Annotated in this window: 11 protein-coding genes; 1 reads left to right on the top strand and 10 read right to left on the bottom strand. The window is 56.6% G+C overall.

What is annotated here, in order from left to right; all coding sequences use genetic code 11:
• Positions 1-498: 498 nt before the first annotated feature.
• From ndk to CKROP_RS06760, 7 genes are all read right to left on the bottom strand, one after another.
• Positions 499-909: a nucleoside-diphosphate kinase gene (gene ndk, locus CKROP_RS06730; RefSeq protein WP_041628861.1), complete on the bottom strand. Its 411-nt coding sequence runs from the start codon at positions 907-909 to the stop codon at positions 499-501.
• A 129-nt stretch (positions 910-1,038) separates the two neighbouring features.
• Positions 1,039-1,884, bottom strand: a complete 846-nt coding sequence (locus tag CKROP_RS06735) for an amino acid ABC transporter ATP-binding protein (RefSeq protein ID WP_012731991.1) — start codon at positions 1,882-1,884, stop codon at positions 1,039-1,041.
• Positions 1,881-2,813, bottom strand: coding sequence for an amino acid ABC transporter permease (locus tag CKROP_RS06740; protein WP_012731992.1), 933 nt, complete (start codon positions 2,811-2,813; stop codon positions 1,881-1,883). Before CKROP_RS06740 ends, CKROP_RS06735 begins: the two co-directional genes overlap by 4 nt.
• A 268-nt stretch (positions 2,814-3,081) precedes the next feature.
• Positions 3,082-3,486, bottom strand: a complete 405-nt coding sequence (locus CKROP_RS06745) for a DUF4233 domain-containing protein (protein ID WP_041629446.1) — start codon at positions 3,484-3,486, stop codon at positions 3,082-3,084.
• 86 nt (positions 3,487-3,572) lie between these two features.
• Complete coding sequence (folC, locus tag CKROP_RS06750; protein WP_041629447.1) at positions 3,573-5,090, bottom strand: bifunctional tetrahydrofolate synthase/dihydrofolate synthase; 1,518 nt, start codon at positions 5,088-5,090, stop codon at positions 3,573-3,575.
• 173 nt (positions 5,091-5,263) lie between these two features.
• On the bottom strand, positions 5,264-8,035 hold the full coding sequence (locus CKROP_RS06755) for a valine--tRNA ligase (protein WP_041628862.1): 2,772 nt from the start codon (positions 8,033-8,035) through the stop codon (positions 5,264-5,266).
• 161 nt (positions 8,036-8,196) lie between these two features.
• Positions 8,197-9,192, bottom strand: coding sequence for a malate dehydrogenase (locus CKROP_RS06760; RefSeq protein WP_012731996.1), 996 nt, complete (start codon positions 9,190-9,192; stop codon positions 8,197-8,199).
• 624 nt (positions 9,193-9,816) lie between these two features.
• Here CKROP_RS06760 and CKROP_RS06765 point away from each other — a divergent pair.
• Entirely contained in the window at positions 9,817-10,689 is an 873-nt protein-coding gene (locus CKROP_RS06765; RefSeq protein WP_052292383.1) for a TetR/AcrR family transcriptional regulator, read from the top strand.
• Positions 10,690-10,753: 64 nt separating this feature from the next.
• Here the strand turns inward: CKROP_RS06765 and clpX are convergent, their stop codons facing one another.
• The 3 genes from clpX to CKROP_RS06780 form a co-directional block, all read right to left on the bottom strand.
• Entirely contained in the window at positions 10,754-12,022 is a 1,269-nt protein-coding gene (gene clpX, locus CKROP_RS06770; protein WP_012731998.1) for an ATP-dependent Clp protease ATP-binding subunit ClpX, read from the bottom strand.
• A gap of 192 nt (positions 12,023-12,214) precedes the next feature.
• The gene (locus CKROP_RS06775) at positions 12,215-12,835 is read right to left on the bottom strand and encodes an ATP-dependent Clp protease proteolytic subunit (protein WP_041629449.1); all 621 of its coding nucleotides are present in this window, start codon (positions 12,833-12,835) and stop codon (positions 12,215-12,217) included.
• 65 nt (positions 12,836-12,900) lie between these two features.
• Entirely contained in the window at positions 12,901-13,539 is a 639-nt protein-coding gene (locus tag CKROP_RS06780) for an ATP-dependent Clp protease proteolytic subunit (RefSeq protein WP_012732000.1), read from the bottom strand.
• Positions 13,540-13,570 lie beyond the last annotated feature (31 nt).

Consider the following 13,570-nt stretch of genomic DNA (forward strand, 5'->3'; position numbering starts at 1 on the left):
GGCACGGGCCGGTGGTCCAGTCCGTCATGCGCACGATGGCTTACTCATTCCGAGCGACGTCTGCTCGGCACCACCGAACACTGACTAGCACAGTGCGTGTATAAATCCGGCTGGACAGCGTGTGCAGTGCGGTTCTTTTGTCATGGTAAAGCTTGCTGGCGGAACAGAAACGGGGGCGCAGCTTGCAGCTATCTTCTAAAAGCTCGCGGTTATGAACACCGGGGTAATAGAGCAATCTCGGACGGCCCCTCGCTGTTAAACGACACACATGGGGCACACAATGTGCGGTCATGCGCTGCAGCGCAGCTTCGCCCGTCTGCATTCCGAATATTATTTTGTCATAGGCGGACCGGAGGGCGGCGGATCAGCAGCCCTCGCCCACTACAATTCCCCGCACAACCAGGCCATATACCTGGGCTAACGGAGTGTCGTTATCGTTCCCGCACCGTCAACATGCGATCATTCGCCATGTGGTCATCGTGCGGGTTCGATAAGAATTTAAAGGTTCGGGAACCAGATGCCGATTTCACGTTCTGCCGATTCCGGCGAGTCCGAACCATGAACGACATTGGCATCAACGTCGAGCGCGAAATCCCCACGGATGCTCCCCGGCGTCGCTTTCTTCACAGGGTCGGTACCCCCAGCGAGCTGCCGCCAAGCCTCGATAGCGTGTGGGCCTTCGACAACTCCAGCAACGAGCGGCCCCGATGTGATGAATTCAATAAGGTCTTTGAAGAACGGCTTGTCTTTGTGCTCTTCGTAGTGCTTTTCCGCGGTTTCCCGGTCTGCCACGCGCAGATCCAGGGCGGAGAATGTGAGCCCCTTACGCTCGATACGGGCGAGAATCTCTCCTACGAGGCCTCGTTTGACTGCGTCGGGCTTAATCAGAATGAGGGTACGTTCAGACATACCATCATTGTAAGTCATGAATCGCCTACGCTTGAAAGGCTTAGCAAAGCGTCTTGCACAGAGAGAGCCACTTGCCCACGGAATAGCCGAACAGCATTGGGGCGGTCGAACGGCATTAGGTTGCTCGGCCTATAACACCGACTGGAGGAAAGCTTGGAGTCGATCTGACTTCGGGTTGTTGATCACGTCCTGCGGAGCGCCTTGCTCCACAATCTGCCCTTCATCCATAAACACGACGTTATCGGCCATTTCGCGGGCGAATCCCATTTCGTGAGTCACCACGATCATGGTCATTCCACTCTCGGCAAGCTCTTGGAGAACCGTGAGAACTTCAGAGACCAACTCAGGGTCCAGTGCCGACGTCGGTTCGTCGAACAACATAATCTCTGGGTCCATAGCCAACGCACGCGCGATAGCAACACGCTGTTGCTGTCCACCGGACAATTCACCCGGATAGTGCGTCGCGCGATCCCCTAGTCCAACTCGTTCCAGGAGCTCAAGTGCCCGTTTCTTGGCCTTCTCTTTGGGCACACCTTTAACCCGGCGCGGCGCTTCCATGACATTTTCCAAGGCAGTCATGTGAGGGAAAAGGTTGAAACGCTGGAACACCATCCCGATGCGGGAGCGCTGCCGGGAGATATCTTTCGCTTTCAAACGCTGGAGTCGCCCGTCGGAAAGGGGTTCTTGCTCATACCCCTGCAGCTCTCCATCGATCCGAATCGAACCTGCCTGGATTCGCTCCAGTTGGTTAACGCATCGCAGCAGAGTCGATTTTCCCGATCCTGATGGGCCGATGAGCACGGTGACGTCGCCGCGATTCACCGACAATGACACGTCTTTGAGGATTACCAGCTCACCGAAGGCTTTCCACAGACCGTCGATGACAACCAATGGCTCACCTGAACCGGCCGTAGCCGTGGACGCCGACGTCGTACTCGTCGATGTATTCTGATCCGGGTTTACGGGCTTACTCACTGTTCAACCTCCGGGATTTTGCTCAGTTTCGACGGGTCAGACGCCACTTTTTGGATTCGTTTGGAGCTACGGTTTTTATCAAAACCGCGGCCGAAGTATCGCTCGAGGAAGTACTGCCCAACCATAAGCACGCTGGTCACGACGAGGTACCACAGCGCCGCGACAATCAGCAGCGGGATCGGTGCATAGAGACGGTTGGCAATGGCATTTGTTGCGTACTGTAGATCCAGAGTAAACGGAACGGCCAGAACCAGGGAGGTCGTTTTCAGCATGCCGATCGTTTCATTTCCGAGCGGCGGGATAATCACTCGCATCGCCTGCGGGATAATAATTCGACGAAGGACGGTGCTGTGCTTCATTCCCAAGGCTCGGGCGGCCTCATGCTGGCCTTCGTCCACGCTCTCTAAACCGGATCGGACGATTTCGGCAAGGTAGGCACCCTCGTTAAAACCAAGCCCCAGTGTTGCAGCCCAAAACGCCGTGATGATGTCGGATGTATCGAATTTGAAGAACTCGGGGCCGAAGGGAACCCCCATGGACAACTTCGGATACAGAACAGCCAGCAAACCCCAGAAAACTAACTGGGTGTAAACCGGGATTCCACGGAAAACGAAAATATAGGCCCAGGCAACGGAACGAAGAACAGGATTCTCACTCTGCCGCATAATGGCCGCGGTCACAGCCAGCACAATACCGATCGCCATGGCCAGAACGGTCAGCAACAGGGTCCAGCCAACACCTTTCACGACGTTCACGTCGCGGATGTAGTCGTTGACCACGTCCCACTGATAGTTGGTGTTTGTGATCAGGCCGTGGATGAACATCGCGACTAAGACTGCAACGATGACAGCTGCAATCCATGTACCCGGATGGAAGACCCCACGTTCCCGGATTCGACCGGGAATAGGATCGGTGTGATGTGAAGCCATGTTGGTGTCTCTCGTTACGTGATCAGTGCGGGTACCTATCGAGGGGTCAGCCCACAGGTCGCAATATTATTGATGTTTGAACATATTATTACATCACCATCCCGAAGACGAGGTCGGGCACTGGTGCGGATGCTTAACGAGCTTGCCGACGGCGGCCACGACGACGTTCCGTACGGTGGCCCAACCGACTCCCCCGATTCACCGATTACCGCTTGTCCCCCGACAAAAGGTCCCCCGAATCCCCCGATTCCAAGCACGTCCCGCGAACTTATGTGTGCTGGGTAGTTAGTAACCCGCGCTTCATCCGCTCAATCAAGTTCTTGCGCAGGTACACGATATACGCCCAAACGAGTGCGAAAACGATCCCCATCACACCCATTGCGGGATGAACAATGAACCCCACGATGGCAACAACCTGCAAAAGCAAGTCGACCCCCAGAGCCCACGACTTACCCTGCAGGAACGACATAACCAATAAGGCAACGCAAAATACGATCACCGACACGATGTTGAAAGGCGTGTTATACGCGCCTTCGTCAACTCGGGCTACCACGGGGAGAACCAGTAAGAAGGTGATGAACTCCATGATCAAGGTTCCGGCCATCACTCCCCGCAAACTTTTCAACGGGTCCTTCACCGGATCATGGCCGGGTCCTAGGGGGCCATACTCGATCGCGTCGTCGCCCTTGGCGCTCGGAAGCTGGTTGCCGTGCCGCTGGTTGCCGTCGCGACCCGAACCTGTTTCTCGTCGATCCACCACTACTCCGGTTCCTTTCCTAGCAGCGCACGCGCGCGGCCTGCTGAATACACACTGCCCGTTATGACGACCCCTGTTCCAGCCAAGCCATAGCCTTCTTCCTCGCCTTCCTCTTCGGCCAGGGCAACAGCGTCTTCAATGGCGTCGGCCATGGAGGCTGAAACGTGGACACGTTCATCGCCGAAAAGGGTGCGCGCGAGCTCAGCTAACTCGTCGACGGGCATAGCTCGTGGCGAATCAACCTCCGTGACAACGATTTCATCGAATGTGTCGCGCAAGGTTTCCAACACACCGACGACATCTTTGTCTTGGAAGATGCTGACGATGCCGATGAGGCGTCGGAAAGAAAAGTCGTCGTGAAGGGTTTCTGCTAAAGCCCGGGCACCTTGGGGGTTATGGGTGGCGTCAACAAATACCGATGGCGAGGTTCGGATGCGCTCTAAACGGGCTGGTGAGCTGACGTTACCGAAGCCCTCGCGGACAGTGTTGATGTCCAATTGCCGTCCGCCTCCCGCGCCAAAGAAAGCCTCGACGGCGGCAAGCGCTGTTGCGGCATTCCGGGCCTGGTAGGCACCAGACAGCGGGAGGAAGATGTTTTCATATGTTCCACCGAGACCACGGATAGTTAAGGTCTGGCCGCCAACAGCCACGGATCGTTCAACGACGCCATATTCACTCCCGGCGCGGGCCACCGATGCATCGACGGACACCGCTTGTTCCAGGATCACATTCATCGCGGCGGGGTCCTGCTCGGCGATAATGGCGACATTATCGGGTGGGGTCAGAAGGTCATCCTTGTCCCACCGAGACTTAATAATTCCCGCTTTTTCACCGGCGATTTCTTCAATGGTGTCGCCGAGGTATTCGGAGTGGTCCATTCCCACCGGGGTTATCACGGTCACGTCCCCGTGCACGACGTTGGTTGCATCCCAACGGCCACCCATGCCGACCTCGACGACAGCCACGTCGACGGGAGCGTCGGCGAATGCAGCGAATGCCATCGTCGTGAGCACCTCAAAGGTGCTCATACGCGGTCCCCCCTCGTCCTCAGATCGGCGATCGACCATTTCGACGAAGGGCTTAATGGATTTCCAGGTCTGCACGAAGTCTGCAGGATGGATTGGTTCCCCATCGATGGCAATTCGTTCCGTCACTGACTGCAGGTGAGGGCTGGTGGTACGGCCGGTCCGCCGATGGAACGCACGAAGGAGGGATTCAATCATCCGAGTCACGGACGTTTTCCCATTCGTCCCCGCAACATGAATAGATGGGTATGCGTGCTGAGGATCCCCCAAAAGATCGAGGACCTGATGCATGCGATACAGGGTGGGATCAATTTTCGTCTCTGGCCAGCGCGAATTGAGCTGGTCTTCGACGTCCGCCAGTGCCTCGAGATCGTCCGGTGTGATGGTGCGGTGCACAACCTCTGGCTTTGTTTCGTCACTCAAGGGCAACGTCAGCCCGGCATCATCGACTTTGAGGTCATCGGAGATCGCGGCGTTAATGTCCTCCGGACTCAGTGATGCCGGATCGACTGAATTGCCCTCGATCTTGTCGTGATGGGAATGGGGGATGCCCCCGTCGTTATCGAGGTCATCCTCGTCACGACCTGCCACCATTCATACCTTCTTCCTTGTATCCCGCTTCGTTCTATGCCGTTCGTCCGCATTCACCAGGGTTTATCCCCAGGAACTTATTCGAGGTCCGCCAACCGCGCTGAAATCCTGGCAACCTCTTCCTCGGCAATAGCTCGACGCTCACGGATCTTGTTCACCACGGCATCCGGCGCTTTCGTGAGGAAATTCTCGTTGGCCAGCTTCTTACCGGTGGTTTCCAGTTCCTTGTTCGCCGCTTTGAGGTCTTTTTCCATCCGCTTCCGCTCAGCGTCCTTATCGACGGTGTCGGAGGTGTCCAGTTCGACAGTAATCGTGGTTTGCGATAAGCGCAGTTCAATGGACGCCGTCGCAGAGAATCCGTCTGAGGGTTCATCGATACGAGCCAAATTACGGATGGCAGGTTCTTGTTCCTGAAGATCCGCAGCGGCGCAATCAACCCGCGCTGGTACCCGCTGTGACGGTTTCACACCCTGATCGGAACGGAAACGGCGGATTTCCGTCACCAATTTGATGAGGTCCTCCACACGACGTTGAGCAACGGGGTCGGCGTCGGCACCGTCTGTCGTCATCGACACATCAGGCCAGGAAGAAACAACCAGAGACTCTTTCTGCCCTTCCACACCACTGGTGAGCGCGGTCCACAATGTTTCTGTCACGTAAGGCATCGTCGGGTGGAGCAGCCGCAGAATGGTGTCCAGCACTCGGCCGATCACGCACTGAGTGGCCTGCCCGGTTGCATCATTGTCCTCGGGGTCGCGCGGAATCTGTGTCTTCGCGATTTCCAGGTACCAGTCACAGAACTCGTCCCACGTGAAGTGGTAGAGCGCCTCACTCGCCTTCGCGAATTCGTACTTGGCCAGGGACTTATCGACGTACTGACGGGTGGCCTCCAGGCGGTCCAGGATCCACCGGTCAGCGTCCGTGAGCGAGGAGCGCTCTGGCAACGGGCCAACCTGCGCGCCATTCATCAGCGCGAACCGGGTTGCGTTAAAGAGCTTCGTCGCAAAATTGCGCGAGGACTGCGCGGCGTCGCTACCGAGCGGCAAATCTGTTCCCGGGTTTGTACCGCGAGCCAGCGTGAAGCGCAAAGCATCGGCGCCATAATCGCGCACCCAATCCATGGGATCAATGCCATTGCCCAAGGACTTCGACATCTTCCGGCCCTGTTCATCGCGCACAAGACCGTGCAAGAAAATGTCCGTAAACGGTACCTGAGGACGGCCGTCCTTCGCCGTCGCACCCTGGCCATCATGAAGGGTTGAGTCCTCGAGGGTATCGGCATAGGTGGCGAACATCATCATTCTGGCCACCCAGAAAAACAGAATGTCATAGCCGGTGACCAGCACGGACGTCGGATAGAACTTGTCCAGATCCTTAGTGTGTTCCGGCCACCCCATCGTCGAGAACGGCCACAGGCCCGAGGAAAACCAGGTATCTAACACATCGGGATCCTGATGCCAGCCCTCACCTGTTGGTGGTTCATCATCGGGGCCACAACAGACGACCTCACCGTCGGGGCCATACCAAATCGGAATCCGGTGGCCCCACCACAGCTGGCGAGAAATACACCAATCGTGCATGTTGTCGACCCAATCGAACCAGCGGGGTGTCTGGCTTTCCGGATGGATGACGGTATCACCGCTGCTTACTGCTTCAGATGCCATCTTGGCAAGGCCATCGACTTTAACCCACCACTGCTCGGACAAGCGTGGCTCGATGGCCTCCTTCGTGCGCTCGGAGTGGCCCACCGAGTGGACGTAGGGGCGGATCTCCTTCACAACCCGGCCCTGTTCCCGCAGCGCCTCCGTGATAGCCTTCCGCGCCTCATACCGATCCATGCCATCGAACTGGGTTCCTGTGTCCGCAATATGCGCGGTCTTATCCAAGACCACGGGCATATCGAGGTGATGGCGCTGCCCCATCGCGAAGTCATTGGGGTCATGAGCAGGCGTGATCTTCACAGCACCCGTACCGAATTCAGGATCGACATAATCGTCGGCAATGACCTTCATCATGCGGCCTTCGATAAAGGGATGCGGCAACTCTTTACCGACGAGATCTTTGTATCGATCATCGTCCGGGTGGACGGCAACCGCGACGTCGCCCAGCATCGTCTCAACACGCGTCGTCGCGACAATGACGTGCGGCTCGTCGTCGTTGAGAGAACCGTAGCGGATGGAAACGAGCTCACCTTCATCGTCGGAGTACACGACCTCAATATCGGAGATCGCGGTCTCTAACTTCGGCGACCAATTCACCATTCGGTTCGCACGGTAAATTAATCCCTGATCATAAAGCTTCTTGAACATGGTCTGAACCGCACGTGAGAGTCCCTCGTCGAGGGTAAACCTCTCACGCGACCAGTCCAGAGAATCCCCCAAGGCGCGCATCTGGTTGCCGATTCTCTCGGCATAGTCTTTCTTCCACGACCACACCTTGTCGACGAATTCCTCGCGGCCGTAATCGAAGCGATCCTTCCCCTCTGTCTCCTTGAGAAGCGCTTCAACCTTGGTTTGAGTGGCGATACCCGCGTGGTCCATGCCCGGGAGCCACAGAACCTCATAGCCTTGCATCCGCTTTTGGCGGGCGAGGGCATCCATAATCGTGTGGTCCAAAGCGTGCCCCATGTGCAACTGCCCGGTCACATTCGGCGGTGGCAGAACAATGGAATAGGACGGCTTCGATGACGACGCATCCGCCGTGAAGTAGCCCTTGTTTACCCAGCTCTCATCGAGTTTCTTCTCAACATCCGCGGGATTCCACTGCTTAGGTAAGAGGTCTGCGCGGTTCGTCGTAGAGGATTTCGATGATGACGAGGAGCCTTGCGGCGTGTGACGGGCTGAATTCATGAGGTTCATTCTAAAACGGACCGAGGACATATGCGGTTTCGGGGCAACGACGGCACAAGGCCCGACTCTTCCACCAGGGAGAGCCGGGCCTTGAACAACCGGTTTTACAACGCGTAACGGGCGCCTATCAACCGTCTATCAGTCGTCGAGGACTGCCAGGGCTAGATCAAGCCGCTATCCTCCACGATCTTCTTTTCGTTACGGAGCTCCTCCACATTCGCGTCGATCAGCTTGCGCTGAGCGTCGGAAATCTCCAGGTCCTTAACAACTTCCCACTCGCCGTTCACCGAGCGGCACGGCACAGAGGCAACCAGGCCCTCGTCGATACCGTAGGAACCATCCGACGGAAGCGACACGGATACCCAGTCGCCCTCCGGGGTGCCGGCGAACCAGTCGCGCATGTGATCGATGGCCGCCGAGGCTGCGGAGGCTGCGGAGGACTTACCGCGAACCTCGATAATTTCAGCCCCACGCTTGGCAACACGCGGACGGAACTCGTCGGCAAGCCACTTCTCATCGACCTTGTCGGCAACAGACTCGCCATTGACCGTGGCATAGGTGACGTCGGGGAACTGCGTGGCAGAGTGGTTACCCCACACCGTCATCTTCGCGAAGTCTTTCACCGGGGCACCCAGCTTGTCAGAGAGCTGAGCCAGCGACCGGTTGTGATCCAGACGGGTCATAGCGGTGAAGTGGTTGGCCGGGATGTCGGGGGCGCTGGCCTTCGCGATCAGGCAGTTGGTGTTGGCAGGGTTGCCCACGACGAGTACGCGCACATCTTTGGCAGCGTGGTCGTTGATTGCTTTACCTTGGGGCCCGAAAATCTTGCCATTTGCTGCGAGGAGATCGGAACGTTCCTCTCCTTTACCGCGGGGCTTGGAACCAACCAAGAAAACCGCCTGAGCATCCTCGAATGCTTCCTCTGCCTTATCGGTGACCGTGATACCGGTGACCAGCGGGAATGCAGCGTCAAAGAGCTCCATCGCGACACCCTGAGCAGCGGAAACAGCCTGCGGAATATCGAGCAGCCGGAGGTGAACCGGGGTGTCCTTACCAAAGACGTCACCTGAAGCAATGCGGAAGAGCAAAGAGTACGAAATCTGTCCGGATGCTCCGGAAACAGCAACGTTGACGGGATTCTTTCCTTCAGCAGTCATTAAAACCTTCCCTACATATCGGTGTACCGCGTACCACCCGTTCACAGTCGGGCCATCCACCTACTACTCGAGGGGTCAGTTGCCCGGAAAAGAGCTACGGAACGGTAGGTCCGCACGCCTCCAACGATACTCCTTGACGCGACCGCCCTGCATATACAGACCTGCGTAGACAGAGTTGTGTTGCGGTCGGGACCGTCCAGACCGCGCCTTCCCCACGGCAACAGTCGTGGCACCTACCATTCCGTAGGTTCTTTCTTGGCAAGGGGGTAGTTGCACGCGTCGATCGTATAACGGTGGGCATTGATCGGGACGCTATGTACTTAACTACCCCCGAATAAGGTCAGAAACGCTCGGCGAACTGGGATACACCAAGAGATAATGCAGAAAGTAAAAACTAATGTCTACGATTGTGTTGGTAATTATGGCACCAGGTCGAGACCGTAACTGTTCCTCTACCACCGTTAGTCGATCAGCATCACTAGCACGTGGAGGTTGGGGGCGGACTGGATCATAAGCTCGTCGATAATGTGGATCATTCGATGAGGGATCAAGGAGCATGAGGCAACAGACTCAGCACGCCGCGAACTGAAGCCATAGATGTCAACCCCGTTCGAAGTAATGAGTATGTCAACATCGCCTTTACACAACGACTCCCCCTCAGCACCCGACCTCATTTCCATCGATACCGGCCCTATCTCGAAGAACGCTGAGACCTCAGCCCCCGAGCATGAGGAAATTCTCGACGCCGCGCTGACCGTTTTTTCTAACGTCGGCTATAACGAGGCTCGCCTGGAAAATATCGCGAGCGCATCCGGTGTCTCTAAACGGATGATCCATTACTATTACGGCGACAAAAAAGGCCTTTACATGGAGTGCCTGCGCTATGCGGAAACGCTCCTCCACCCGAAGGCAGAGGATCTTATTCCTGACAGTGACGTGCCGGTCGAGGCGATCCGGCAGCTCATTGACATCCTTGTGAAGAAGTTCTTTGCTGAGCCGCGGTCGGCCAGGATGTTAGCGATGGAAAACCTGCTCGGGATACTCCCCCAAGATGCCGATGTCCACATCTTTTCCGGTTCACCCGCCGTTCTGCAGATCGGGCGACTGCTGATGAATGGCCAGGATCACGGCGCATTCCGGCCAGGGGTGTCCGCGATCGATATCTACTTCATCATTTGCGCGTTAGCGACGTTTCCTGCGTATAACCAGTCGACCTTCCGGTCTATGTACGACGTAGCTACCGGCGACGAAAGCAACCGGGATGGCATTAATGCGCTGATTCAAGATACTGTGATCAGCCTTTTGACGACGACGATGGCCACACGCGAGGGAGATTCCTACACCGTCACCACCGAACAGCTTCGCGCCAGCGAGCGGGAGAATACGCCACTATATGGCGATGGTGATCTGTTGGACGGCAGTGACGCGCCGGCGTCTAATGAGACCAATAGGTTCGACGAACAATTTGGTCCGTTCTCGGAGTTTTACCGCGACTGATTGAACGTGATACGTCGGCAACCATTTACGGGTTGAGGTGGCCGCCCTTTGAGAGCAACCGGCTTTACGCGGATTCCCTTTCCGCCTCCGTGGACGAAATCAGCCTCGGTTCAGCACCTTCTGTGACGCATTCTTCTGAAATAACCACTTCGGTAACGTCCTCTGAGTCGGGGACCTCGAACATGACCGGTCCTAAGATCTCCTCCAAGATCGCCCTCAGGCCACGAGCCCCCGTACCGCGTTCGATGGCCTTGTCGGCAATGGCATTAAGCGCACCCTCCTCCATGGTCAGGGTTACGCCATCCATGTCGAGCAGCCTGCTGTACTGCTTGACCAGCGAGTTCTTTGGTTCGGTCAACACGCGAACCAGCGCTTCGCGGTCAAGATCATTGACGGTAGCGACGACCGGGAGACGCCCAATGAACTCAGGAATTAACCCGAACTTCACCAGGTCTTCTGGCTGAACATAGGAGAACGCATCGAGTTCGTTTTCCTCTTTAGAGGACACATTCGCGCCGAATCCGAGCCCCTGCTTTCCGCGTCGCTCGCCAATGACTTTCTCCAAGCCCGCGAACGCACCGGCAACGATGAACAGGACATTCTTCGTATCGAGCTGGATAAATTCTTGGTTCGGATGCTTCCGGCCACCCTGCGGCGGGACCGAGGCCACCGTTCCTTCGAGAATTTTCAGCAGTGCCTGCTGAACACCCTCGCCTGAAACGTCCCTGGTAATCGAGGGGTTTTCCGATTTGCGTGAAATCTTATCGACCTCGTCGATGTAAATGATTCCGCGCTGGGCACGATCGACGTCAAAGTCCGCAGCCTGGAGGAGCTTCAGAAGAATGTTCTCCACGTCTTCACCGACATAGCCGGCCTCCGTCAGGCTGGTTGCGTCGGTCATAGCGAAGGGAACGTCGAGCATGCGGGCCAGTGTTTGCGCCAGGTAGGTCTTGCCAGAACCGGTCGGGCCGAGCATGAGGATGTTGGACTTCGCGATCTCTATATCGTCGTCAGACTTATGGTGGTCATTCTCATCGGCTTGGATGCGCTTGTAGTGGTTGTAGACCGCCACGGCTAAAGTCCGCTTTGCGGCGTCCTGGCCGATGACGTAATCACCGAGAAAGTCGACGATTTGCGATGGCTTGGGTAGCGCCTTGTCCGTCTTCTGCGCGGGTGAGTTATCGAATTCTTCTTCGATAATTTCATTGCACAGGTCGATGCATTCGTCGCAGATGTACACACCCGGGCCCGCGATAAGTTTGCGGACCTGTTTTTGGCTCTTTCCGCAAAAAGAGCACTTCAGGACATCGGCGCTTTCCTGCATACCTGCCATAAATTCCCTTGACCCCTAACGACTTCGTAGGCGTACAACCGTTCATGGTTGTCTATCCGAGACCAAAGCCCAGAATAGCAGCGGAACTCGTCGATTCCGCGCTCATTCTGGGCTCGTTGTCATCTCATTATAAATCTGGGCAGCAAACCGGCGCTTCCGCTTCATAAACCCTGTTCGCGTCGGTGCTCCGCCCTATTTCTGCGCAGAGGCCTTACGGTAATCAAAGACTTGGTCGATGATTCCGTATTCTTTCGCACCTTCTGCGGTGAGGATCTTGTCACGGTCGGTATCGATGCGAATCTGTTCCGCTGATACGCCGGTATGACGTGCCAAGGTGGTCTCCATCAAGGTCCGCATACGCTCGATCTCTGCGGCCTGGATTTCGAGGTCGGAAACCTGCCCCTGCGTGCCCTGCGTCGCTGGCTGGTGAATAAGAACACGCGCATTCGGCAACGCAGCACGCTTACCCGGAGTACCGGCTGCCAACAGCACCGCAGCAGCCGACGCAGCTTGCCCCAAGCAGACAGTGACGACGTCGGGACGGACATACTGCATGGTGTCGTAAATCGCCATGAGCGACGTGAAGGATCCGCCGGGCGAGTTGATGTACATGGTGATGTCGCGGTCCGGGTCCAGCCCCTCGAGGACCAGCAGCTGAGCCATGATGTCGTTGGCGGAGGCGTCGTCGACCTGGGTACCGAGGAAGATGATGCGCTCTTCAAAAAGCTTGTTATACGGGTTGGATTCTTTGGCCCCAAACGAGCTGTGCTCGACAAATGATGGGAGGATGTAGCGGCTTTCTGGCATCTGCATGTGGGAAACCCCGTTCAGTTGAGAAGAAGAATACTGGTTGAGTTCATCGCTAGGGTTCATGGCCACTACTCTGTCTCCTCCTTCGCCGATGTAATCACGTGATCAACAAAGCCGTACTCTAAGGCCTCCTGGGCATCGAACCAGCGGTCACGGTCGGAGTCTTTCTGAATCCGCTCCAGCGACTGGCCGGTGTGCTGCGCGTTGAGCTCGGCCAAATCGCGCTTGGTGCGGGCGAACTGCTCGGCCTGAATAGCAATATCAGCTGCCGTTCCGCCTACACCTGCCGACGGCTGGTGCATCAAAATGCGAGCGTGTGGCAAAGCGTAGCGCTTGCCTTTTGTTCCCGCAGTGAGGAGGAACTGGCCCATGGAGGCAGCCAGGCCCATCCCGTACGTGGCGATGTCACACGGTGCGTACGTCATGGTGTCATAAATGGCCATCCCTGCGGTCACAGAACCACCGGGCGAGTTGATATACAACGAAATGTCCCGCGTCGGGTCCTCCGCCGAGAGCAAAAGGATCTGTGCGCAAAGCCGGTTGGCGATGTCGTCATTAACCTCGGTGCCGAGGAAGATAATGCGTTCCCGCAGCAGTCGCTCGAAGACGGAATCGTTAAGGTTCAATCCTGCTGTCCCATTGTCCATGGTGGGGGCAGAATATCCCTTCTGAGCACTAACTCCAGTGTCGTTTGAGGAAAAGTTCATTATGTACGCTCACTTTCCAATATTTTTGGGT

The organism is Corynebacterium kroppenstedtii DSM 44385, from assembly GCF_000023145.1.
In the GTDB taxonomy this organism is placed as follows: domain Bacteria; phylum Actinomycetota; class Actinomycetes; order Mycobacteriales; family Mycobacteriaceae; genus Corynebacterium; species Corynebacterium kroppenstedtii.